Here is a 24,211-nt window from a genome sequence, read left to right as displayed (position 1 = left end):
GACCTGACCTTGGTCCCGGGATTGGGGGGAGGTCTCTTGGGAGGGGAGAACCGGGAACAAGGCGCCGCTTGTTTGAGGACGGGCTATCCGCCCAGGATGGACCAGAACGCGGCGATCGGGGCTACCAACGCGACCGCGAACAATACGGCCTCACCACAAACGCCCAGGTTTCCGGCGCTCGTTCTTGAAATCAGTGTCATGTCTCTTTCTCCTTTGCATCTCTTCTTGATGCACTGCACAAGATACGGGCGAAGGCGTTTTTTTCTTCTCGGCAGGGTAACGATTCGTAACATTTTGTAACGCGGATTGAATTTCCCTCCAAATTGGCAAAACCACCCATAAAATCCCTTAGCCATGACGGCCCGCATCTTCCTGATCGACGACGACGCAAAGCTCGCCATGCTTCTGCGGGCCTATTTCAGTCGCTTCGATCTTGAGCTCGAGTCGGCGCTGGAAGGCGACACCGGGCTCAGGACGATGGCCTCCTTCGAACCGGACCTGGTGATTCTCGACGTGATGCTGCCGGGGCGCGACGGCTTCGAGCTGTGCCGCGAAATCCGCAAGACCAGCAGCGTGCCGATCATCATGCTCACCGCGCGCGGCGATGTGACCGACCGCGTCGTCGGTCTGGAGGTCGGGGCCGACGATTACGTGCCCAAGCCGTTCGAGCCGCGCGAGCTGGTCGCGCGGATTCAGACCATTTTGCGGCGCGTCCAGCGTTCGTCAACAACTTCCGGCGTGGCCGAGCATGGCCCCCTGCGGCTTGACTTCGATCGCCGCGAAGCGCGGCTGAACGGCGACCTGCTCGATCTCACGGCCATGGAATTCAACCTCCTGCAACTGCTTGCCGGCGAGCCGGGCCGTGTCTATACGCGAGACGAAATACTCTCCGAACTGCGCGGCATCGAGCCGAACTTTTTCTCGCGTTCGGTGGACATCAATATCAGCCGGCTGCGCCAGAAACTGGACGACGATCCCTCCAATCCCCGCTTCATCCGCACGATACGCGGCGCCGGCTACGTCTTCCTTAAAGGACAGGGCGAAAGCAGTCGCGACCCCGGGGGCGATGAAGTCCCGCCCTCAAACACCACGATCGTTCTATGAATAATCGAGTCGTCCGAGCACTTAATTGGCTGAAGCGAAAGCCGGTGAACGCCTGGCGCTCGCTTCCCGTTCGCCTGATCCTGATCTTCTTTGCGAGTTTTATCGTCATTTCGGCGGCCACCGGGGTCCTCACTGTGATATTCCGGCCCTGGGAGAGTTCGGAAAACATGACCGCGCTACGTATCTATGGTTACCCCATGATCGCAGTGGTTTTCGCCGGCTGCTACCTGGCGGTGCGGCGGCTGTTCTATCCGCTGGAAGACATCCGGCAGGGCACGCGCCGGATCGGGGAAGGGCAACTCGACTACCGGATCCCGGTCCGCCGCCAGGACGAGCTCGGCAGGTTGTCGCAACGCATCAACCGCATGGCGGACCAGGTAAAGGGGATGCTGGACGGCCAGCGGCAGTTGCTGCTGGCCATGAGCCACGAGTTGCGCACGCCGCTGACCCGCGCCCGGCTGGCGCTGGAGTTCATCCACGACAAGGATGTGCGCTCGCACCTGGAGTACGACCTGTCCAGCATGGAACGCATGATCACGGAATTGCTGGAGGGCGAACGCCTGAACACCCAGGTCGGGCGGATGTCGCGCTCGCGGGTCAACCTGAACAAGTTGATGGCCGAAGTCCTGCGCGGCGATTTCCCCAACGACCGCCACCGCGTGTCGCTGAGCGTGCCACCGGCTACGGCACACCTGAGCGTGAACGCCGCCCGCTTGAGAATGCTGGTCCGCAACCTGGTGGAGAATGCGCTGCGCTACAACCCCCGGGACGGGATGCCGGTTGAGCTCAGCCTGCGCATGGAGGACGGCGCGGCGGTAATCCGCGTGCAGGATCACGGTCCCGGAATCGAACCCGAACACCTGGAGCGGGTTACCGGCGCCTTCTACAGGGCGGACCCGTCCCGCGGCGCGGGAACCGGACGCCATGGCCTTGGCCTTTACCTGTGCCGCCTGATCGCCGAGGCGCACGGCGGCGAGGTGGAAGTGGCCAGCCCTCCGGGAAGCGGCGCCTGCATCACCGCCCGCATACCCGGCGAACCGCCGGACTGACGCGGGAAGCGAATCCCGGCTTTGCAACGCCGAATGCCGGTTTTGCATTGCTCCCCACTTATGCATAATTGATCGGCTGTCGGTCTGCATGGCCGATCGGGAGGATAGCCAATGAGATTCAGACTTGCCGTTTTTTCCGTACTCGTTGCGGGCGTGATCGTTGCCCCGCGTCCTGTGATTGCGCAGCAAGGCGCGCTGGAAGAGATCATCGTTACCGCCCGCAAGCGCGAGGAGTCCGTTCAGGACATCCCGATCGCGGTCAGCGCCTTTACGGCCGACGACATTCGCGAACTGGGCTTATTGAGCGTGGACGACATCGCCCTTTATACGCCCGGCTTTTCTTTCCAATCCGGCTTTGGGCGCAACGCGGGCATCGATCGTCCAGCCGTGCGTGGCCAGACCACCATCGTGAACGGCATCGCCAACGTAAAGGCCGTTTCCACCTTCGTGGACGGCGTCTACGTTGGAGGGTTGGTGTCGTCGGTTGACCTGGCCAACATCGAGCGCGTTGAAATCATCAAGGGCCCGCAGTCGGCGCAGTACGGCCGCGGCACCTACGCCGGCGCCATCAACTATGTCACCAGACGCCCGACCGACGAGTTTGCCGGCGAGGTGTCCCTGGGCGCCGCCGAACACGAATCGTACGACATGAGCGCCTGGGCAAGCGGTCCGCTGGTCGCCGACCGGGCCTATTTCCGCGTGTCCGCCAGCTATCGCCAGTACGGCGGCGAATACGTCAACACGGTTACGAACGAAGAAATCGGCGACCAGGAAACCATGAACGTGGCGGCCAAGCTGTTTCTGACACCCAGCGATAATTTCGAGGCCACCCTGGCGCTGGCCTACCAGGAAACGGACGACGGCCACCCGGCCCTCGCGCTGCAGGGCCGCGAACACAACAACTGCTGCTTCCGTGGACCGCCGTCGGGCACTCCCGACATCAGCGGAGTGACCGGCCCCCGCGCCCGCGAGTACTACATCGGCGAGGCACAGCGCAACCTGCCGGTGGCGCTGCTGACCGAAGAGCTGGACTCGGTCGGCGGGGCGGGCAATCGTCTGGAGCGTTTTTCGGCTTCCCTTACCATGCATTACGACCTGAACAACGACTGGCGGCTGTCCAGCCTGACCGGGAGCATCTCCGACGAAACCGAGAGCTTCATTGACGGCACCTACGGCGGCTACGACTTCGGCGTTGCCTGGGTGAATGGTTACCCGCCGTTTCTGCGTCCCAGACTGGGCCCGCTTTTCTGCATAACCATCGGCTTCTGCGGAAACTTCCAGCGCATGCTCGGCGGCGAACAGACCGACTTCTCCCAGGAGTTGCGGCTGTCCTCGCCGGCGGACAGGCCGCTGCGGGCCACGCTGGGCTTGTACTACTACAAGGGCAAGAAGCACGAAGACATGGACTCCAAGGTACTGACCAAACAGTCGGAATCGCTCGGTTATGGCCTGGTGGCCGGCACGGTTCTGCCCAATTCCACGTTCGATAACGATGACGTGACCAACACGGCGGTGTTCGGCGGCCTGGAATGGGACATCAACGACCAGTGGGCGGCCACCCTGGAGGCCCGCTGGGCGCAGGACGACATTTCCGTTCGCGTCTATGACACGCGCGACATCAACATGCTCAACAGCGAGCACAAGGACAAGTTCGACTCCGTCAATCCCCGTGTCACGCTGAGCTATCGTCCGGACGACAACACCAACCTCTACCTCAACATATCCAAGGGCTCCAAGCCGGGTGATTTCAATACCCAGGTACCGGTCGGTCCCGACGGTCAACCCGACGAATCGTTCCGCGCCGTGGAAGAGGAAGTAGCCTGGAACTACGAGGCGGGCTACAAGGGCCGGTTGCTGGATGGCCGCATGACGCTTAACGTGGCGGCTTACCGCACCGAGGTGACCGACCAGCAGTTCACGACCGTGATCGAGACACCCACGGGCGGCAGCGTCTCGCTGATCGACAACGTGGGCGAAACCGAGATCAACGGCCTGGAAGTGGAGGTCGAAACGCTGCTTACCGAGTCGCTTACCGTCAACGCCGGTTACGCCTGGACCAATGCGGAGATCGCCAAGTGGACCAATGTTGACCAGGCCGACCTGAACGGCGCCAACGGTTCCTTGCATGACCTGAGTCGCCTGGGTTCGGTGGCCGGCCAGAAAGTGCCGCGGATCCCCGAGCACTCGGCATCGGTGGTGGCCCGCTACGAAGGTGCCGAGATGGCGTCGGGCTTTTCCTGGTTCGTGGTGGGCGATGTCGTGTACGAAGGCTCGCGGTTCAGCCAGGTGCATAACCTGATCGAAACGGGCGCCATGACCAGGGTGGGTTTGCGCGTGGGCGCGCGCCGCGACGCGCTGGAAGTGGTGCTGTGGGCCAGAAACCTGTTCGACGACGACGCGCCGCTCGACGTATTGCGCTACATCGACCGGCGTACCGGCGGCCTGCCCAGCCACGCAAGAATCCCCGGATTCGTCCCAGGCGAACTGGGCAACCCGTCCAGCACCCCGCGTGGGTTCGCCATCTCGTTGCCCCGCGGGCGGCAGGTAGGCGTAACCCTCAGGTACGGCTTCTAAACGCGTGGCTTGTGCATAATTGACCGGCTATCGGCTTGGTTAACCGATAGGGAGGACATCCAATGAGATTCAGACTTGCCGTTATTTCCGTCCTGGCTGCGGGCGTGATCGTTGCTCCGCGTCCTGCGGTGTCGCAGGAGGGCGCGCTGGAGGAGATCATCGTCACCGCCCGCAAGCGCGAGGAGTCCGTTCAGGACATCCCGATCGCGGTCAGCGCCTTCACCGCGAACGACATCCGCGAGCTGGGTATTAGATCCGTGGACGATATTGCGCTGTATACGCCCGGATTCTCGTTCCAGTCCGGCTTCGGGCGGCAACCGTCACTGGACCGACCAGCGGTTCGTGGCCAGACAACCATCCTGAACGGCATCGCCGGCGTCAAGGCGGTATCCACTTTCGTTGACGGCATCTATGTCGGCGGCCTGGTATCGTCGGTTGACCTGGCGAACGTCGAGCGCGTCGAAATCATCAAGGGACCGCAGTCCGCTCAGTATGGCCGCGGTACCTACGCCGGCGCGATCAATTACGTCACCCGGGCTCCGACGGAAGAGCTTGCAGGCGAAGTCTCGGTAACCGGGGCGCAACACGAAACCTATGACGTTAACGGATGGCTCAGCGGACCCTTATCGGAAGGCAAGGCCTATTTCCGCATTGCGGCGGGCTACAACCAGTACGGCGGCGAGCATGTCAATACGCTCACCGGAGACGAAGTGGGCGGGCAGGAGACCACAAACGTATCCGCCAAGCTCTATTTCACGCCAAACGACGACTTTGAGGCCACTCTTTCGGTCGGTTACCAGAAAGTCGAAGACGACCATTTCGTCTTGGCTTTGCAAGGCCGGGAGCACAACAATTGCTGCTTCCGGGGACCCGTCAGCGGGAGTGCCGATATATCCGGCGCGACCGGCCCGCGAGCCCGCGAGTACTACAGGGGCGAAGCGCAACGCAACTTGCCGGTGGCGCTGCTTACCGAAGAGATCGACGCCGCGACCGGCGGAGCAGGGAACTTCAACGACCGAATCTCGGCCTCGCTGTCCATGCACTACGACCTGGCCAACGGCTGGCGTATCTCCAGTCTGACGGGAAGTATCGACGACGAGAACGACAGCAATTTCGACGCGACCTATGGCGGCTACGATTTCGGGACCGCTATCGCGGACGCTCTGCCGCCGTTCCTGCCGCGTTTCATCGGGGCGGGGATATGCCGGTCGCTTTGCGGTTTGTTTACACGCTTCGGCGGATATGATCAGACTGACCTCTCGCAGGAACTCAGGCTGTCCTCGCCGTCCGATCGGGCGTTTCGAGCTGTTGTCGGGCTCTACTACTATCAAGGCACCAAGGACGAACACACGGACCGCAAGGTAATTCCGTTCTCGGCAGCGAAGTGGGGCATGACGCCGCTCGAGGTTTTCCCCAACGGCCCCGTGTCCGATGAGACCGTTGACAACACGGCCGCATTCGCCGCCGTGGAAATGGATTTCAACGAGAAGTGGTCGGGGACGGCGGAAGCCCGTTGGGCAAAGGACGACATTTCCGTGCAGGTCTTTTCGTCGGATGAAAGAACCACGATGACCGGCGACTACGGCGTGGACTTTACCTCGGTGAATCCTCGTTTCACCCTGAGCTATAAGCCCGACGGAGAAACGAACCTGTATCTGAACATCTCCAAGGGTTCAAAACCGGGTAACTTCAACGCGGACGTTCCGCTTGACGCGTCAGGGAACCCGGATGAATCTTTCCGTTCCGTGGACGAAGAAGTCGCGTGGAATTACGAAGCGGGCTACAAGGCCCGCCTGATGGAAGGACGCCTGGCATTGAATGTCGCCGCCTATCGCACCGAAGTGACCGACCAGCAATTCACGACCGTGATTGAAACGGGCAGGGGCACGACCACCTCGATTATCGACAACGTTGGCGAATCGGAAATAAACGGTCTTGAGGTTGAATTACAGGCGCTCGTGAGCGACAAACTGACGCTAAACCTCGGCTATGCATGGACCAATGCGGAAATCAAGGAATACATCAACATTGATCAGGCCGAATTGCTGGGCGCCAGCGGGTCCCTGGCTGATCTCGCTCGCCTGGGTTCCGCGGCAGGCAAGCAGGTGCCGCGCATTCCGGAGCATATGGCTTCGCTGGTCGCCCGCTACGACGGTGACACGATGGCCTCCGGATTTTCGTGGTTCTGGGTGGGCGATGTCGTCTATGAGGGCTCGCGCTTTTCCCAGATCCACAACCTGATCGAGACCGGCGCAATGACCCGCGTGGGTCTGCGCTTGGGCGTGCGGCGGGATGCGTTGGAAATCACGCTTTGGGGCAAGAACCTCTTCGATGACGATGCACCGCTGGACATCCTGCGGTACATCGACCGGAGCGCCGGTTCGCTGCCCGCCAGCGCCGCCTTGCCGGGCTATTCGGGAGAGACCCGCAGTGCGAGCACTACGCCGCGCGGCTTCGCCATTTCCCTGCCCCGCGGACGCCAGGTCGGCGTGAGCCTGAGCTACAGCTTCTAGCCGCACACTCGAGCGAGGGCATGTCCCTCGCGGCGTCACGCCCTCCCTCGCAACCCGTGAGAGAGGGCGGGTCACCGCGCGGCGTTTCGCCATCCTTCCCGCCAATGTTCCTGTATGCTTGTGCAAACAACGCAGAGCAGATTTGAGCTGGTAAACAAGCGGGGGCTTTGAATGAAACTGGCGAACAAGCGGTATTACCCGCCGGGCAGGTACCCGGAAGGCTGGTATCTCGTGGAGATCGCCAGGAACCTGCCCAAGGGCGGTCTTCTCCAGAAGGAATGGATGGGCCAGCAGATCGTGGCCTGGCGCGATGCCGAAGGAGAAGTTTGCGTGTCCGAGGCCTACTGCCCGCATCTGGGCGGGCACCTGGGGCCGGACGGCGGCGGTTGCGTCAGAAACGGGCGCCTGGTCTGCCCGTTCCACGGCTTCGAATACGACGCCACCGGCCGGTGTGTGGCCACACCGAATGCGCCGCCGCCCAGAACCGCGCGACTCAATGTGTACGAGACACGCGAGATCAACGGCCTCATTCTCGCGTGGTGGAGCCCGGTGGGGCGCGGGCCGCAGTGGGAGGTCCCGGAGTGGCCGGAAAAGGAATGGCACCGCCTCCACTACGGTAGCGTGCGGCTGCGCGGCCACCCGCAGGAGACCGCGGAAAACTCCGTGGACATCGCCCATTTCCGGTACGTGCATGGCTACGCGGCGGTGAAGCAGGTCGGAGACGTGCATGTGGACGGCGCCTACTTGCGCAACAGGTTTGTTTTCAGACGCAACGTGAAGCTGCTTGGTGTGCCGGTGCTTACCGATGTGGCCGCGACAACCCATGTGTGGGGCCTCGGCTATTCGTTCGTCGAGTTTCATGAACGCGTCAGCGGGCTGAAACTGCGCCAGTGGATCCTGTCCACGGCCGTTGACGACACCCATATAAAGCTCGTGGTTGCACTGCAGATCAAGCGTTGGGAACCCGGGCAGAAATGGCTGGCGACACTGCTGCTTCGGTGTCTTCCCGCCAGTTGGCTGACCCGGTTCTTCGTATCGCGCGTCAAGCACGACGTGCGCCAGGACGTCGCCATCTGGCAGAACAAACGCTATCAGCCCCTGCCGATCCTGAGCCGTTCGGACGGCGAGATCATGACCTACCGGAAATACTGCGAGCAGTTCTATCCGGATGCCGAAGAGAGCCGCGCGCGTGTGCGCAGCCTCAAGCCTGCCCCGATTCATGCCGCGCGTGGCGCCAATATGGGCGCCTGACGCTCGCGACGGCACAGATCCTCCTCCAGGGAAATCGCGCGCCATGCTGGCGAAATTGTCCACGTCTCTCAAGAACGCCTATCGCGGCTGGTCCGTCACCAGCCGCGTCGAATCGTTTGAAGGTTGGCTCGACAGGCGGGATGGCGGCGCCGCCAGCGGGCGCAACTATGACCATGCCAAGACGGTCAATGACTACTACTCGATTTGCAGCGAGTTCATGCAGTTCGGTTGGAACGAATCGCTGCACTTCGCTCCCTTGAGGCCGGGCGAGAGCCTTGACGACTCCATCCTCCGGCATCAGCGACTCATGATCGGCAAGCTCCGGCTCAAGGAGGGCATGACGGTTATTGACGTGGGCTGCGGAGTCGGCGGTCCGATGCGCCGGGTCGCACGTGAGTCCGGCGCCCGCGTCGTCTGCCTCAACAACAACGAACAGCAACTGGAAAAGGCGAAGCGAAGGAACGTCGAAGCCGGTCTTGATCACATGGCGGACTACGTCCACTGCAGCTTTATGGACATGAGCAGGTTCGAGCCCGATTCCTTCGACGCGGGTTATGCGATCGAGTCCACCTGCCATGCGCCGGACAAGCAGGGCGCTTTTGCCGAGATCTTCCGCGTGTTGAAGCCCGGGGCCTTGTTCTGGGGCCAGGAAATGTGCCTTACGAACGAGTTCGATCCGGACAGCGCCCGCCACCGGGAGATCAAGCGCGAACTCATGCACGGGATCGCATTGAACGAGATCGCAAGCTTCGCGGAGGTCGATCAGGCGCTGGAGGCGGTCGGGTTCGAAGTGATCGAGGGAATGGACAGGAGCATGCAGGAAGATCCGTACACGCCCTGGTATCAGCCGATGGAGGGCGACACCGGCACCTTCCGGAATCTCCTGCGCAGGACGCCTGCGGGTCGAAAGGCAATGATCGGCATGGTGAAGCTCACGGAGGCGTTCGGACTCTTCCCGAAGGGCTCCAGCACCGTGATCCGGCTCATGGACCGGACCGCGGAGGCCTATGTTGCAGGTGGCAAGACCGGGATATTCACCCCGCTCTACTGTTTTCTCGCGCGCAAACCGTTGCGGACTGCTTGATTCCGCCACTTTGTGCGCCTTCCTCTCGCGGGGCGCTTCGATTCCGCCCGTTTGTGTGCCTTCTTCTCGCGGGGCGCTTCGATACCGCCCGTTCTTATGCCTCCCTCTCGTGGGAGACGCCATCCCTGGCTCGGAATCGCTATCCTGCTTTTACGCTCCCTCGAGAGGGAGGCATAAGAACGGGCTACGGCTGGCGTCTAGCCTGCGGTGTCGCGCTGAACCCTGACCTGCTGGCCCGGACTGACGAATTCCTGACCCACCGTGATCAATGTGACTTCGGCCGGCAAGCCGGAAACCCACAGCCCGTCAGGGTCTTCCCGCACCACGTCGATCGGGTAGAAGAGAACCCGTTGGTCATCGTCAACGGCCCGCACGCCCATTTCTCCATTGGCGTCCAGCACAACGTAGGACATGCCCACCTTGTGCGCAGGCTGGGCATGCAGGGCCACTTCGACTTCCGCGCTCAACCCCGAGGAAATCGAAAAGTCCGGGTTGGGAACCGTTACTTCGATGGGATAGGTGCGTGACTGGTCGGCCGACTGTTTGCCGATAAACGTAAGCGAGCCGCGGGCCGCGTTGCCGGTCGCCATCGTGATCCGCACCTCGGCGCCCAGGTCCAGTTGCGGATACTGCTGTTCCGTGACCGCGGCCTCCACGTAGATCGGATCGAGATCGAGAACGGTGGCGCAGGGACTGCCCATCTGCAGGTAGTCGCCCACCTCCGCATGCGTCTCTTCCACGAAGCCGGCAAACGGCGCAACCACGGCGGTATTCTCAAGTTCCAGTTCGCTGGCCAGGAGTTGGCGGCGCGCGGAACTCAACTGGGCCTTGGCCCGGGCGACCGCGATCTCCTGCTGCAGGCCCCGTTCGCGCAGGGTCTTCATGCCTTCGTACTCCAGCGTAGCCAGCTCGACAGCGTCGCCGGCCTCGCGAACGCGCAGTGCGCGGTCATTGACTTCCACCTGGCAAAGCACGTCGCCCGCCGACACCATTGCCCCGATATCGATCGGCCGGTCATCCACGCGGCCGGAGGTTTCGGCGCGTACCGTAACCGCATGCCGGGTTCGCGTACGGCCGCGCAGCGTCAGCGTCCTGGATTGTTCCGAAGCCCGGCTGGTTCGTACCCGCACCACGATGTCATCCCGCGCTTCCGTGCGCGAAGCGACCGCCGCCTGCCCATCGTCGTCGTCACCGCCCAGGATTCCGGACAGCAGCCATACGGCGCAAACTGCAAGGACCAGCCCGGCCCACAACGGTTTGCGCAGGGATTCCCTGATTTTCATTTATTCGGATTCCGTCTAAACCGTGGCCCGCGGGTCAGAAGTCGTGACGCCTCTTGTCAATGGTAAATCGAAACTTGCTGTTCGGTGCGCTGGTGGGAAACGGATTGAATCTCATCTCATAGTCCGACGGAACGACGCTGATGTCGAAATAGTACGCGATGAGGAGCAGGTTGATCGTCATTTGCAGTTCCACCCATTTCGACCCCAGGCAATGGTGCGTCCCGAGTCCGAAGGGCACGTATGCTCCCGCGCGTTTGTGCTCATCCCTGGGCGGCGCGTAGCGGTCGATATCGAATCTTGTGGGATCGGGAAAAGTCTCTTCCAGGTGGTGCGCGGCAGTGTGCGCGAACACCACGCGCGTGTCCTTCGGAATGTTGTAGCCCTGCACCACGCAGTGGTTCATGGTGGTGCGAAGCTGCATCGGAATGACCGGATACAGGCGCTGGGACTCCAGGAACACCCGGTGGGCGACGTCGATTGAGGACCTCGTGAAATCGTCCTTGCCCGGGTCGCCGTTGGCGAACAGCGTTTCGGCCTCCTTCTGAACCCGGCGGTAGATTTCGGGATGGCTGGCCATGCCGTACACGGCAAAGCTCAGCCCGCTGCCGAGGTAAATGCTGGCGATGAAGCCCGCGACCAGCATGAAGCTCAGATCGGTCTCCGGGAAATATTGAGGATCGCTGGCGTGCAGGCTCAGAATATGATCGACCAGGTCCTTGGGTTTGCCTTTGCGCTGCGCCGGCGTGTGCGCATTCAATACCCGGTTGAGCATCTCGAAAATACGCTTCCTCTTCCTGGCCATGCCGGGCGTCTGCATCATGAATTTCGGCAAGGCTTTCTGCACATGCGTGACCAGCGACCGGTGTTCGTAGCTGAGAAGATCGTCGATATGGTCCGACGCGTCCACGCCCACCATGAGCTGCGACACCTGAACGCTCATCAGCTCCTGGCATGCGGCGGCGCCTGGCATCGGATTGCCCGGGACCCATTTCTCCAGTGAGGCACGGCAGAATTTATATACTTCGTCCAGCCTCGCCTCCAGCGTCGCGCGGGAATAACCGGCCCGCAAGGACTTTCTCATTCGGTAATGCTCTGTGCCGTCCATGCCGGGCAGGGTCCGGGACGCGCCGTACAGTTGCTCGAAGTCGGCCATGTGATCGCGCGTGCGGAAATAGGTCCGGCCGTTGCGGTTGATCCAAGCATTGGTCTCCGGGCCGGCAAGCACGACAACGCCCTTGTCCGAGAAGGGCTTCTTGATCCTGAAAACCGGACCGTATTCCCTGTACAGATCCGTAAGGATCCTGGAAAGATTGCCCCGCCTCAGATTTCGATTCGGAATCAGCTTCAGCAGGTTGGCGACCGGAATCGGCCGGGTGCGCCCCACGGGCTGCTGCACCGGGCGTCCCTGACTCTCCCTGACAGCCGCGCCGATGGCCCGTCCCACCAGGTCCATTTTGCAGAGCAGATCGATGCGTTCGCTGGATTGCTCGTACTCTTCTTCGGTGAGCAACAGCGGCAGCGCGTCGCATGCGGCAATCAGGCTGATGAGGATCACGTCCCGGGGATCGGGAATCTCTTCGTCCAGGATTGCGCGAAGAACTCGCGTCTTGACCTGCAGTTTCGTCGATCCGTCGTCCGCGGAGTACGTTCCGGTGCGCGATACCTGGCGGCTGAGCGACCAGAACCCACCGGAATCGTGGTCGAGAATGTTCTTCTCGACCAGCCGGTCGAGGATGATGTCCATCGCGTCGTCCGATCGCTGCGCGGTCTTCTCGATCCAGTACTGGGCGTTGTGCACCGGTGGGGGCGCCGAGGCGATTTCCGCCAGCACCGGATCCAGCAAGGGGTCGCCCGTCTCCCCGGCGTCCAGGAGCGTGAGCGTCTCCGTATCGGTGTCGATGCGAAATTCGAGCGACAGGTCCGCGAGCACCGAGCCCGCAATCACGCAGGACAGGTTCCAGGCGCCGACGGGCTCGAAATAGCCGCTGTCTTCGTTCAGAAGAACCAGCGCCAACTCTTCGGCTAATCTCACAACTACCCCCGCAGTCGAATCAGTTGCCCGTAATACACAGGTCAATCATACGCCGGGCGAGCGCTTCGCGTAACTGTCCCCGCCGCGGAGCCGGACCGGCTTCGGCGCCCTGCTGCGCAGGCCGGTCAGCACGCCCGAGAACATCCCCTTGAGCCGGCTCGGCAGCACCAGCAGCGCCGGCGTGAGGATCAGCGTCAGGATCGTGGCGAAGGTCAGTCCGGACACCACGGCCTGGGCCAGAGGCACCCAGTAACCCGAAAGCTCGCCTCCCGAGACCCATCTGCGGTTGATGAAATCCACCGATTGATGGCTGGCCAGGGGCAGCAGTCCGATCACGGTCGTGACGGTGGTCAGCAGTACCGGCCGCAGCCGCTGCAAACCGGTCAGCACGATGAGTTCGGCGATGTCCCGGTCGGGAAATTCCCTGCGGCCGACGTTGTAGGTGTCGATCAGCACGATGTTGTTGTTCACGACGATGCCCGCCAGCGACACAACGCCCACCCCGCTCAATATCGCGCTGAACGGCTGGTTGGTGATGACCAGCCCCAGAAACACCCCGGCCGTGGACAGCACGATCGCCAGCATGATCAGGAAGCTCTGGTAGATGTTGTTGAACTGCGTAACCAGCAACGCGAACATGAGCAGCAGCGCAAAGGAAAAGGCCTTGGAGAGAAAGTCGATCGACTCTTCCTGCTCCTCGGTCGTGCCGCGGAAGCGGATTTCCACCTCCGAATCGAAAGTCTGGCTGTCCAGCCACCCCTGGATCTCCCGGATCTTGGCGTCCGGCAGCACGCCGGGCGCGACGCCGGCCCTGATCATGTGGATGTCCTCCTGGTCGGCCCGCTGGATGGTGTCCAGCCGCGGCGTCGCGCGCCGGGTGACGAAATTCGACAACGGTACCGGCCCGTTGCGGGTGACGATCCTCAGGTCGTCCAGTTCGTTGACGCCGCGGTCTTCGGTCGGGTAGCGGATCCTTATGTCCAGCGCGTCGTCCGCGTCGTCGGGGCGGTATTCGCCCAGCTTGGCGCCGTTCGTCACCAGTTGCGTGGCCAGTCCCACGGTCGAGACGTCGGCCCCGTACAGTCCCGCCACGGCCCGGTCCACTTCCAGTTGCCATTCGATTCCGGGCACGGGAAGCGTGTCCTCGATGTCCCTCAGTCCTTCGACCTCGTTGACGATGTACTCGCGCACCCTTTCGACCACGGGAACAAGGCGCTCGCGCTCATTGGAAGAGAACTGCAGGGCGATCGGTTTGCCGGCGGTGATCTGACTCTCGAAAGGCCGCACTTCGATGATCACCCCGCCGAATCTCTCCGTGCGCCGGCGAACTTCCTCCAGCACTTCCATGCCGGTCGTGTCGCGCTGGCTGCTCTCGACCATCTCTACGAACATGGCGCCGATGCGGTCTGCGCTCGAGCCACCCTGGTATTGCATCCGCTGCCCCTGGGCCTGGCCCGCGCCGGTCGTCGTGAACATGTTCAGGTTCTTGATGCCCGGGACCTCGAGGACCGCCGCCTCCACTTCGGCCACCAGCCGGTAGGCTTCTTCCACGTCCAGGTTGCCGCGCGCGCGCACGAACACCTGGGCGTAGGTGGGGTCGTTCTCGTTGAAGAAAAGCACACCCAGATCGCGCGAGCCATGCACGGTAAATATGCCCAGTACCAGCGCGATCACGATGGCGACCGTGACCAGGGGACGGCGCACGGCCATTGAAAGCAGGCGGCCGTAACCGCGCGCGAAACGGCCCAGCCGCGCCCAGTCCAGTTCCCACATGCCGTCGGCGCCCGCCGGCGCCGGGGCGGATACGCGGCTGCGGCGCCGGAACGTCGTTCCCAGGACCGGGGCGAATATCAACGCATAGAGCAGCGCTCCGATCAGCACCCAGAGCAGGGTAATGGGCAGGTACCCCATGAAGGCGCCGGCCACGCCGGGCCAGAACATCAGCGGCACGAAGGCCGCCAGAGTGGTCGCTGTGGAGGCGAGAACCGGCAGGAACATTCGCTTGGCGGCCGCCCCGTACGCCTCGAGTTCGGTTTCGCCTTCCGTGATTCGCCGTTCGGCATCCTCGGTGACCACGATGGCGCCGTCGATCAGCATGCCCAGCCCCAGCAGCATGCCGAACATGACCATGAAGTTGAACGAGTGTCCGAACAGCCACAGGAAGATCAGCGCGAACAGGAAGGAGACCGGGATGGCGCCGGCCACCAGCAGGCTGCTCCGCAGGCCCATGGCCGGGAATATGACCAGCATGACCAGCACCAACGCGGTCACGATGTTCCCCTGAAGCTCGACGATCTGCTTGGCGGCGAACTGGGACGTGTCCTGGGAATAGAACATGTTGACGCCCACGGGCAGCCGGTCGCGGAAACCGTCCGCCACTTCGCGGACCGCGGTGGCCGTTTCGATGCTGTTTGCGCCGGAGCGCCGGTACACGAACACCGAGATGGAACGCTCGCCGTTGGCGTGGGAATAGCTGGCCCGGTCCTTGAACGTGCGCCTCACCGAGGCCACGTCGCTTAAGGTCACGACCGTGTCGCCTTCGATGCGCACCGGAATGTCGAGCAGGTCGTCCGTCGATTCAATAACGCTGGGCACCTTTACCGAGACGCTCCCCTGGGCGGAGTCCATCGCGCCCGCCGCGATCAGCCGGTTGTTACGCGTCAGCGCCCCGTACAGCTCCTCCACGGACATCCGGTACGTCGCGAGCTGCTCCGGCCGAATGAGGATTTCCATGAACTCCTCGCGGTGCCCCTGCAGCGCCGCCAATTGCACCTGACCTACCGTTTCGATCCTGTCGCGAAGGCTGCGCGCGGTGGCGTAGAGAGTTTCCTCCGGTGTATTGCGTCCTACCAGATTGATCTGCAGCACGGGGTAGTCGGTGGTCGCGGTCTCCTCGACGATCGGCTCCTCCGTCGTGGACGGGAACTCGGGCTTGGCCCGATTCACGGCCTCGCGCACGTCGCTCAGCGCTACGTCGAGGTCGATTCCCGTCTGGAACTCCACCCCGACCATGGCCATGTTCTCGGCGCCCGTGCCGGTGATTTCCCGGACGCCTTCCACGGCCTTGAGCTCGATTTCCAGCGGCAGGATCAGCAGCCGCCGGGCGTCTTCCGGAGAGATGCCCTCGTGAACGACCGTGATGACGTAGAACGGGATTTCTATGCGGGGTTCGCTCTCCACCGGGATCGACACGCGCGCGACGATCCCGAAGATCACGATGCCGATCATCGCCAGCAGCGTGGACCGCCGACGTTCAAGCGATAAATCGATGATCCGGTCTTTCATGCGAAATGGCGCCGCCACCCCCGCTGACTTCGCTGTTGAGTTGGAGTATAACGAAAAGGCTCAAAACCATTGTTGCGGCTGTTGAATGAAGTTGATCCCCTATCGCGATGCTTGCACCACCCTTGCCGCGGCCTGTACGCCGGGGCCGGAGGAGTCGGTTTCCGCTCGCCGGGCCCTGGGTGCGGTTGCTTCCCGGCCCGTCATTGGCGCCGTCGCCTCGCCGGCATTCAACAACGCGGCCATGGACGGCTTTGCCATATGCGCCGCGGACACGGCGGGCGCCGCGGAAGATTCTCCGGTGGAGCTTCCCGTAGTTGGCGAGCTCAAGGTCGGTGCGTACGCGGAAGCCGCGAAGCCCGGGTCCGGGTGCGCCCTTCGGGTTGCCACGGGCGCCCTGACGCCACCCTCGCTGGACACGGTCGTACCTCTGGAGCAGGCGGCGGTGATCGAGCGGTCCGGCGCGACGATGTTGCGTTTTCTGAAGCCCGTCGAGCAAGGACGGAACCTGCGCATCATGGGCGAGGAGTATCCGGCCGGCGCCGCTTTCGATTTCACCGGCGAGCGCCTTCACGCCGGGCATGTCGCGCTCTTGTCCGCTGCCGGAATCAACGAGTTGCACGTTCGCACGCCGCCCCCGCTGGGCCTGCTGACGACGGGCGACGAGGTGCGCCCTCCCGGCGCCCCGCTCGCTCCAGGAGAGATAGCCAACGTCAACGCAGCCTGGATGACTGCCTGGTGCGCAGAGCGGCGGGTCCCCGTGGCGCACGCGCAACACGTTCAGGATGATCCCGGCGATCTGGCGCGCGGGTTTCAGGACGCCCGCGAATCCGGCGCCCGGGTCCTCGTCTCAAGCGGGTCCGCCTCAGCGGGGAATCACGATGTTCTGCGGGGAGCGCTGCGGGAACTGGGGGCTCGAATCGTTTTTCACGGCGTCGCGATGCGGCCCGGCAAACCGGCCCTGTTCGCGCTGCTGGACGACGGGACCCCCGTATTCGGGCTTCCGGGCAATCCGCTGGCCACGGCCGCCGGCATGCGCTTCCTGGTCTGGCCCGGCATTCGCGCCATCCTGGCGATGAAGCCCGAAAAACCCCAACGCAAGCCGCTCGCTCACGCCTGCGACCTGCGCGAAGGCCACACACACTTCCTCCTGGCCCGCCGCTGCACCGAATCGGAAGCACTGAAGCTGGTGCACCCCCAACGCCCCGGCCAGGCCGGCGCCCTCGCCGCCGCCGACTGCTGGCTCCGCCTCGCCGGCGGCCGCCACGAAGAAGGCGCCCTCGCCGCCTCCTACCCCCTCTGACCCAGGATGCTGCCACCGTAGCCCCTTTGTGTGCCTTCCTCTCGTGGGAGCGTAAAAGCAGGATAGCGATTCCGAGCCAGGGATGGCGTCTCCAACGAGAGGGAGGCACACAAAGGGGCGGGATCGAAGTGTGGAGTTAGGCGTTGCGGGCGGCGGCGCGGAAGTGTTTTAGGCCGTAGAACAGGAAAAGGCCGGCTATGGGCGCAGCGACTGCGCCGACCAGCGCGATTGAGCTGCCCACGGCCTCGTTGTAGCCGAAGACGCTGTCGATGACGAAGCCCACCGCGGTGGGCCCGGCAATTGCCGACAGGATATTCAGCGCCAGCATCCAGACCGCCGAAACCGTGGCGCGCAACTGATTGGGCGTCACCAGTTGCAGCGCCGCCGGGCCGCTGGCCACCGCGAAGCATCCGAAGAAAGCGTAGGGACAGAACAGCACCATCGTCCAGAACGGGCTGTCGAGCTGCGTCGTGACCAGGCACAGCGGAGTCAGCGCCGCCGCCGCGATGATGCCCACCCACAGCGGGGCGTCGACCCGCCCGCGCCTTCTCAGGAAATCGGTGAACCAGCCGCCGGCAAAGACTGCCGCCGGCGAGCAGAGCAGGAGAATCCATCCCAGGTACTGGCCGGCCTCGGATGCCGTGTAGCCGAGGTTGCGGATCAGGTGAGTCGGTCCCCACAGCAGCAGGTTGGCGATCGGCGCGGCCAGTATGGCGAAACCGAAAAAGTGCGCCAGGAACATGCGCCACCGCTTCGAGAAGAAATCGATCACGACGGGCCAGGGGATTTTCTGTTCCACGCCCTCCATGAGACCCTGGCGCGGAGGCTCGCGCATCGTGAGCGCCAGCAACGCCACCAGCACGCCGGGCAGGCCCACGATGATGAACGCAAGCTGCCAGGGCTTGAACTGCGTCAGCAGGTCGGCTAGCGCGGGGGGAAGGCGATCGAAGGGGATCGCGGCGACCAGCTCGATTACCTGGGCGCCCACCAGGAACGCGACGCCCGCGCCGATGAAGGCGGCGCACTGGAACACGCCCAGCGCGGTGCCGATCCGGTCCCTGGGGAAGTAGTCGCTGATCAGCGAGTAGGCGCAGGGCGACAGGGTCGCTTCTCCGACGCCCACGCCGACCCGCGCCAGCGCCAGGTGCCAGAAGTTGCGCGCCAGTCCGCAGGCGGCCGTCATCAGGCTCCAGAGGAATATGCCCGCGGCCACGATCAGCCGCCGGCTGCTGCGGTCCGCCAGCCGCCCGATCGGCAGGCCCATAAGGGCATAAAAGACAGCGAAATACAGTCCTCCCAGCAGGCCGATGGCGAAGTTGTCGATTTCGAGGTCCCGCATGATCGGCGGAACCAGAAGCGAAAGAATCAGCCGGTCCAGGAACGAAAAGATGAAGGCGATCATCAGCACGCCTACGGCGTACCAGGCCACCAGCGGGCTGGGCCGTTGCGGCGTGTTGTTCATGCCGCTACCAGGGCTTTTCGATATCGACGTCGGTCAGAGGGTCGCCGGTCGGAACGCCCAGCAGCAGCTTGCCCGTGGGCATCATCCCGGTGTCCCAGTTGAGGCCGCCATGGGTCGAGATCGTGCGCATGTCGCGGTAGTGGCGCTGAACGGGGTTGTTGCCGGTCTGCCCGGTCACGCCCATCATGTTGGCCACCCGGGTGATGGCGCTCAGGCAGAGCTTGGCGGCCATCGCCGGTTCCCTGCGGATGCGCAGGCGATCGATTCCGCGAATCTGCTTGCCGGAACTGCCGGCCTCGTGCAGGAACTGCATCAGGTTGTCGGTGATCAGGTCGGCCACCCGCAGTTCCTCGAAGGATTCCGCGACCCGGATCTGCACGGGGATCTGCTCGACGATGCTCTCGCCGAACATCTGCCCCGTACGTTCCCGGGTCTGTTCCAGGTAGTGTTCCAGGCCGCCGCGGGTCGCCCCCAGCATCGGCCCGCACAGCAGCGTATAGAAAAGCTGTCCGAGTTCGGTGCGATAGATATAGCTCTCGTGGAGCTTCGCTCCCGGGGGTTCCTTGCCGGCCAGCTCCTCCGATCGCACGGTCCGGTACTCCGGCACGAAACGGTCCTTGACCAGTATGTCCTTGCTTCCGGTGCCCTTCAGCCCCTCCGCATGCCAGGTGTCGACGATCTCATAATCTTCCGGTAACAGGTGCGCCATGCGGTATCTCAACCTGCCCTCGGAAGTGCGATTCTTGATGTTGTAGCGCCCTCCCACGACGGCGCAGTTCGCGTGGTCCACGCCGCTGGCGAAACGCCACTGGCCGTTCAGCACGAAGCCGCCGTCCACCGGTTCCATCGTTCCGCCGCCGGCAAAGGCGGTTGCAATGATCGCGTCCGGGGTGTCTGGCCAGAACTCCTCCTGCGCACGCGCCGGAAAGCGCCCCAGTATCCAGGTGTGGGACATCACCACCGATGCCACCCAGGACGTGGAACCGCAGCCGCGGCCCAGTTCGCGGGACACGTCCACGTGCGCGCCCCAGTCCATCTCGAATCCGCCATAGCGTTTGGGCGTGAAGATCTTGTGGATTCCCGCCGCCTTCAGATCGGCCACGGTTTCATCCGGCAGCGTCCGAAGCTCGTCGCTAGCCTGGGCGCGCTCGCGCAATACCGGCACCAGCTTGCGCGCTTCAAGTACCAGTTCCTCGCGTGTCGGAATGTAGCTGGGTTGCGCCGCGGTCGCGCTCGTGCTCTTGGTCTGCGCCACTGTGAAGACTCCCTTGGAAACTCCCGTCAATCGCCGCCGGCGGGTAGCCCCCGGCCGGGCGGAATGGGCAAGTTTAGCCTCAAACCGTCGAAATGACCTGCAAGCCGCTTGGCTTACAATGCCCTCAGGGAGGATTGCGCATGAAACGACTTCGCAGAATGACGGTGCGGGCAGGCCTTGCTGCACCGTTGCCGGTCATGGTCCTGGGGCTGGTGTTCAGCTTGGCTGGCACTGCTGCCGCAGAACAGGAGGCAGCGTCCGCGGACAGCGCGCCGCCGACCGTCCTGATTACCGGCACGAGTCGCGGAATCGGACTGGCCTTCGCGGAATGGTATGCGGAGCAGGGCTGGAATGTTGTCGCGACCTGCCGGAGTCCGGAGCGGGCCGACGACCTGAACGCCCTGGCCGCCGAATACGCCAACCTGAGTGTCGAGCTGCTGGACGTGACCCGGGAGGACCATATACGCGCCCTGGCCGATCGCCACGCGGGCCAGCCCATCGACCTGCTGATCAATAATGCGGCAATCCTTGGCACCCTGCCCGAACAAAGCCTTGGCGGCCTGGATTACGACCGGTTTGAGCAGACCATGGCCGTGAACGTATTCGGCCCATTGCGCATCTCGGAGGCGCTGGCGGACAATGTCGACGCCGCCGGAGGAAAAATCGTCGCGATTACCAGCGGCGTAGCCTCGCTGACGCTGATGGGCCGCATGCAGGGTCTGTACTTTTATCGCATGAGCAAATCGGCGCTGAACATGGGCTGGCGGGCCCTGCGCACCGACCTGAAGCCGCGCGGCGTTGCCGTGCTGCTGATTTCGCCCGGCATGGTCGATACCCAGCTGCTGCGGGAATCCGGCTACACCGGCGAGGCGCTCACGCCCGAAGAAAGCGCGGCTGGGATGGCGGAGATCATCGCCGGCGCTACACTTGACGACCCCGGACTGCCGATCAATGTCGACGGTCGGGTTCTACCCTGGTAGGAGAGAACCAATGAAAAAGACCACTATTTCCTTGTTAGCCTGCGCCGCCATGGCGGTTTCGTCGCTGTGCGTGGCGGAACCCAGCGGTGACAAGCAATTTCAGGGCGCCAGCAGCGGGCTGGAAGGCCGTGAGCATGAACTGGGCATGGCGATCAGCGTGGTGCTGAAGACCATGCACGAAGACGAGTCGTACGTGCACGAGTTGAACGACGCGCTGGTCAAGGCGCTGCTGTCGCAGATGCAGTTCGCCAAGGACCGCGACATGATCGACGACCTGATCGCGCACGAGGTCGATACGCTGCAGCCGCTGTTGAAGCGCATCCGCTCGCACTACGAGCGCACCGGCGACCTCGAGATGGTGATGGTGGGGATGATCGACCGCACTTCCTGCCACTACCAGTTGATCTTTGAAACCGAAAGCAAGCCCGGTTACCGTGCCTGGCAGTCGCCCTGGTCGCGCGTGCTGACGCAGACCCGGCGGCTTGGCCAGCACGACATGACCGAGGCGGAAGTCCACGACATCTGGGTACGGCAGCGCCTGCAGGCCTATGCCAACGTGATCGGAGTGGGCCTGGAAGTCTCCGAACTGGGCGATGATGGCCGCGTCTGGGTGCGCGCCGTCGAACGCGACGCGGGCACTGCCGGCCAGTAACTCTTAGTTGCCGCTAAAGCCGCGGGAGACCGCCAGGTAGAGCGCGTTCTCGGGCCGCGCCCCGGCGCGATGCCCGGGCCTGAAGGAGCGCCAGGCTTCAATTCGGACCCGCCAGTCCGTTCCGCCGCCGACGTTCGGGAGTATTCCGGTTTCGTAGCCCACCGTCAGGTCGATTTGCCGGCCGCTCGGTTCCGCGCCGATCCATGCCGTTTCCCGCAGCACGCCGCCCGCCCGCGTCCTGCCGGTCGGATAGTCCAGTTCAAGGCCGCCGGACTCGTTCCTGAGTGGCTGTGACGCCATGAGCCAGGCCCGCTCACGTTTGCCGTCCTCCGTACTGCCCCACTGGAGTCCCGTGCTGAAAGCGCTGCTCAGCACGCCCCGTGTTCCCCGGAACAGCCCCCGGCCTGCCTCGCCCGAGGTATAGCCCGCCTGCGCCACAGCCATCAGCCTGAGTCCCCCCGCGAACTCCCGCTCCAGCAGGAAGCGCGAGAACCAGGTTCGTCCCGCGAACCGCCCGTAGGCGCCTTCGGCGCCAGCTCCCAGCAGCCGCTCCGACTCGCTGAGCAGGCCGATTTCCGCGAACAATCGCCGGGCGCCGCCACCGAGGTCCAGGCTCAGGAAGGCGCCCTGCGCCCGTCCGGGCGCTACCAAGCGCTCGCCGCGCGCACTCCCCGGGTTCTGAAGAAAGAAACCGCTGCGAAGCGTTGCCCGATCGCTCAGTCTGAACAGATCGCGCGCCACGCCCATTCCCGGAGTTCCCAGCGCCACCCAGGCGTTCTGCAATTGTGTCGGCGGGCCCCAGATCTGCTCCTTGTTCTCCCGGTAGAAGAGCGCGCGGGCGAGACCTCGAGCCGACGAAAACGTCCAATCGCCCACGGGTGCGGCCATCGCCGTACCGGTTTCCGAGGCCCGCCCGACGAATCGGGCGAACTGCCGATCGGCTCTGTAGGCGTCGTCCAGCGGCCAATGCGCGTTGAAGCTTTCCATCGGGATGAAGAACGGCGCATTCATGCTGTCGAATACCGCCAGTTCCCGTCCGGCAAACGCGTTCTGCAGCGCATCGCCCCAGGCCGGCCCTGCCGCTACGGCGCTGCCTGCCAGGCCCACGGACGGTCCTCCAACGGTTTGGGATAGAGAGGCGCTCATGGTGCCGATCGGACGAGTGGCCTTCTCCACATCGAGCAGTCCCTGACCGTAAACGTTTCGGTTGGCGTAGATACCGCTCTTGTCGGCGGCGGCAAACAGGCGCGTGACCATCTCGGTGGATCCGAGCTGACTTCGAAAGGCTTCTTCCATGAGCGCCAGGGCCCCCGCAACATGGGGAGCGGCCGCCGACGTGCCGCCAATCCGGAAGTAACCGTTCTGGCTCCCGACCGCGGGCGCCAGAACGCCGTGCCCGGGCGCCGCCATGCAGTAGTCCGCCGCAACGCCGCAGCGGTTGGAATACGAAGCAATGGTGCCGTCAGACTGCGTAGCCACTACCGCGATGAAATGTCCTCTCAGCGCCGGGAACAGGTGCGGCGTACCGGCGGTAATGTTGGGCGAGGACGCATCGGCGGGATTGCCCTGCGCGTCGAACTTTCCGAAGGAATTGCCGGCGGCCCACACCAGGATCATCTTTTCCGAGTCCGCCGTTCCCGCCTGCAGCAAGGCGTCGATCGTGCGCCCGAAAGCGCCCCGGTATTCACTCGCGGTGTAGCCGGTGACCACGCCCTCGTAGCCGAAACTGTGATTGATGATCCGCGTGGCGCCGCTGATGCGGCGGTAGATGCCCTGGCCCTGCTCGTCGATTTGGCGGAACGATGGGCCGTTGCTCAGGTCCACGGGCCTATAGATGGGTGTTCCGCTGCCAAGCTGGATTCCGATCGCCAGCAGATCCGCGTCGTAGGCGACTCCGTGCATCGAGTTGCCGAGCTTGGCCGCCGCGATCAGTCCACCCACGGCGGTTCCGTGCGAGCCCGTGTCCCGAATGGCGCTGAACGAACACGTGCCGCCGGGACAGGAGTTGGAAGCTATCGCGGACCGGGAGTGGAGCTTTCCTTCCAGGGCGTCGTGGCCGCCGTCCATCCCGGTGTCAATGATCCCGACGGTCACTCCTGCGCCGGTATAGCCGCGCGCGTAGGCGTAGTCGGCCCCGATTTCCGAAAGGCTCCATTGACCGACGAACTCGGAAGAACTGGAGATCGTCATGCGCTCCGTTTCCTGCGCCGGGGTCAGCCCCGGGTCGTCCGGAAAGCTGGTCGGGTCCGGACGCTCGGGCTGCGGGGGAGTGACCGGAGGAGGCGGGGGGGTCTGGTTTCCGCCGCTGCTTCCGCAGCCGGAAATCAATAGCGTGGATAGCGCGAGGAGGGCTACTTTATTCGTCTTCGTCATTTTCTACATCCGTT

At 63.6% G+C, this 24,211-nt stretch carries 15 protein-coding genes; 9 read left to right on the top strand and 6 right to left on the bottom strand.

The window, feature by feature from the left end; genetic code table 11:
* The first annotated feature begins 354 nt into the window (after positions 1–354).
* From F4Y72_10580 to F4Y72_10555, 6 genes are all read left to right on the top strand, one after another.
* The gene (locus F4Y72_10580; GenBank protein ID MXZ28732.1) at positions 355–1,104 is read left to right on the top strand and encodes a response regulator transcription factor; all 750 of its coding nucleotides are present in this window, start codon (positions 355–357) and stop codon (positions 1,102–1,104) included.
* Positions 1,101–2,153: a HAMP domain-containing histidine kinase gene (locus F4Y72_10575; GenBank protein MXZ28731.1), complete on the top strand. Its 1,053-nt coding sequence runs from the start codon at positions 1,101–1,103 to the stop codon at positions 2,151–2,153. Before F4Y72_10580 ends, F4Y72_10575 begins: the two co-directional genes overlap by 4 nt.
* A 111-nt stretch (positions 2,154–2,264) precedes the next feature.
* Positions 2,265–4,727 carry a TonB-dependent receptor gene (locus tag F4Y72_10570; GenBank protein ID MXZ28730.1) on the top strand — a complete coding sequence of 821 codons (2,463 nt, stop codon included), beginning with the start codon at positions 2,265–2,267 and terminating at the stop codon, positions 4,725–4,727.
* Between the two features lie 62 nt (positions 4,728–4,789).
* The gene (locus F4Y72_10565; GenBank protein ID MXZ28729.1) at positions 4,790–7,240 is read left to right on the top strand and encodes a TonB-dependent receptor; all 2,451 of its coding nucleotides are present in this window, start codon (positions 4,790–4,792) and stop codon (positions 7,238–7,240) included.
* A gap of 171 nt (positions 7,241–7,411) precedes the next feature.
* On the top strand, positions 7,412–8,491 hold the full coding sequence (locus F4Y72_10560; protein MXZ28728.1) for a Rieske 2Fe-2S domain-containing protein: 1,080 nt from the start codon (positions 7,412–7,414) through the stop codon (positions 8,489–8,491).
* Positions 8,409–9,575 (top strand): methyltransferase domain-containing protein, encoded by a 1,167-nt coding sequence (locus tag F4Y72_10555; GenBank protein ID MXZ28727.1) that lies wholly within the window; start codon positions 8,409–8,411, stop codon positions 9,573–9,575. Before F4Y72_10560 ends, F4Y72_10555 begins: the two co-directional genes overlap by 83 nt.
* Positions 9,576–9,772: 197 nt before the next feature.
* On the opposite strand, the gene F4Y72_10550 is transcribed toward F4Y72_10555, so the two are convergent.
* From F4Y72_10550 to F4Y72_10540, 3 genes are read right to left on the bottom strand one after another with little or no spacing between them, the layout of a single operon-like run.
* Entirely contained in the window at positions 9,773–10,858 is a 1,086-nt protein-coding gene (locus tag F4Y72_10550) for an efflux RND transporter periplasmic adaptor subunit (protein ID MXZ28726.1), read from the bottom strand.
* A gap of 34 nt (positions 10,859–10,892) precedes the next feature.
* On the bottom strand, positions 10,893–12,935 hold the full coding sequence (locus F4Y72_10545; protein ID MXZ28725.1) for a cytochrome P450: 2,043 nt from the start codon (positions 12,933–12,935) through the stop codon (positions 10,893–10,895).
* Positions 12,936–16,175 (bottom strand): efflux RND transporter permease subunit, encoded by a 3,240-nt coding sequence (locus F4Y72_10540; GenBank protein ID MXZ28724.1) that lies wholly within the window; start codon positions 16,173–16,175, stop codon positions 12,936–12,938.
* Positions 16,176–16,260: 85 nt separating this feature from the next.
* Here F4Y72_10540 and F4Y72_10535 point away from each other — a divergent pair, with 85 nt between their 5' ends.
* On the top strand, positions 16,261–17,475 hold the full coding sequence (locus F4Y72_10535) for a molybdopterin molybdotransferase MoeA (protein MXZ28723.1): 1,215 nt from the start codon (positions 16,261–16,263) through the stop codon (positions 17,473–17,475).
* Positions 17,476–17,611: 136 nt separating this feature from the next.
* Here the strand turns inward: F4Y72_10535 and F4Y72_10530 are convergent, their stop codons facing one another.
* Entirely contained in the window at positions 17,612–18,937 is a 1,326-nt protein-coding gene (locus F4Y72_10530) for an MFS transporter (GenBank protein ID MXZ28722.1), read from the bottom strand.
* A gap of 4 nt (positions 18,938–18,941) precedes the next feature.
* Entirely contained in the window at positions 18,942–20,378 is a 1,437-nt protein-coding gene (locus tag F4Y72_10525) for a hypothetical protein (GenBank protein MXZ28721.1), read from the bottom strand.
* Here F4Y72_10525 and F4Y72_10520 point away from each other — a divergent pair.
* Together F4Y72_10520 and F4Y72_10515 are read left to right on the top strand one after the other, a co-directional pair.
* Positions 20,285–21,172 carry an SDR family oxidoreductase gene (locus tag F4Y72_10520; protein ID MXZ28720.1) on the top strand — a complete coding sequence of 296 codons (888 nt, stop codon included), beginning with the start codon at positions 20,285–20,287 and terminating at the stop codon, positions 21,170–21,172. The two genes, F4Y72_10525 and F4Y72_10520, sit on opposite strands and share 94 nt — an antisense overlap.
* Positions 21,173–21,182: 10 nt before the next feature.
* Positions 21,183–21,824, top strand: a complete 642-nt coding sequence (locus tag F4Y72_10515; GenBank protein ID MXZ28719.1) for a hypothetical protein — start codon at positions 21,183–21,185, stop codon at positions 21,822–21,824.
* Positions 21,825–21,827: 3 nt separating this feature from the next.
* Here F4Y72_10515 and F4Y72_10510 read toward each other — a convergent pair whose 3' ends face one another.
* Positions 21,828–24,197: a S8 family serine peptidase gene (locus F4Y72_10510; GenBank protein MXZ28718.1), complete on the bottom strand. Its 2,370-nt coding sequence runs from the start codon at positions 24,195–24,197 to the stop codon at positions 21,828–21,830.
* Positions 24,198–24,211 lie beyond the last annotated feature (14 nt).

It is taken from the genome of Gammaproteobacteria bacterium (assembly GCA_009838035.1).
GTDB lineage: Bacteria > Pseudomonadota > Gammaproteobacteria > Steroidobacterales > Foliamicaceae > Foliamicus.
The sequence above is the reverse complement of the archived record's forward strand: the minus strand, read 5'-3'. Positions and strand labels throughout refer to the sequence as shown.

Bases quoted from the DNA above. Each gene is read 5' to 3' on its own strand.
- F4Y72_10580 (MXZ28732.1), top strand. From the start codon at position 355: ATGACGGCCCGCATCTTCCTGATCGACGACGACGCAAAGCTCGCCATG.
- F4Y72_10575 (MXZ28731.1), top strand. From the start codon at position 1,101: ATGAATAATCGAGTCGTCCGAGCACTTAATTGGCTGAAGCGAAAGCCG.
- F4Y72_10570 (MXZ28730.1), top strand. From the start codon at position 2,265: ATGAGATTCAGACTTGCCGTTTTTTCCGTACTCGTTGCGGGCGTGATC.
- F4Y72_10565 (MXZ28729.1), top strand. From the start codon at position 4,790: ATGAGATTCAGACTTGCCGTTATTTCCGTCCTGGCTGCGGGCGTGATC.
- F4Y72_10560 (MXZ28728.1), top strand. From the start codon at position 7,412: ATGAAACTGGCGAACAAGCGGTATTACCCGCCGGGCAGGTACCCGGAA.
- F4Y72_10555 (MXZ28727.1), top strand. From the start codon at position 8,409: ATGCCGAAGAGAGCCGCGCGCGTGTGCGCAGCCTCAAGCCTGCCCCGA.
- F4Y72_10550 (MXZ28726.1), bottom strand. From the start codon at position 10,858: ATGAAAATCAGGGAATCCCTGCGCAAACCGTTGTGGGCCGGGCTGGTC.
- F4Y72_10540 (MXZ28724.1), bottom strand. From the start codon at position 16,175: ATGAAAGACCGGATCATCGATTTATCGCTTGAACGTCGGCGGTCCACG.
- F4Y72_10535 (MXZ28723.1), top strand. From the start codon at position 16,261: ATGAAGTTGATCCCCTATCGCGATGCTTGCACCACCCTTGCCGCGGCC.
- F4Y72_10530 (MXZ28722.1), bottom strand. From the start codon at position 18,937: ATGAACAACACGCCGCAACGGCCCAGCCCGCTGGTGGCCTGGTACGCC.
- F4Y72_10520 (MXZ28720.1), top strand. From the start codon at position 20,285: ATGACCTGCAAGCCGCTTGGCTTACAATGCCCTCAGGGAGGATTGCGC.
- F4Y72_10515 (MXZ28719.1), top strand. From the start codon at position 21,183: ATGAAAAAGACCACTATTTCCTTGTTAGCCTGCGCCGCCATGGCGGTT.
- F4Y72_10510 (MXZ28718.1), bottom strand. From the start codon at position 24,197: ATGACGAAGACGAATAAAGTAGCCCTCCTCGCGCTATCCACGCTATTG.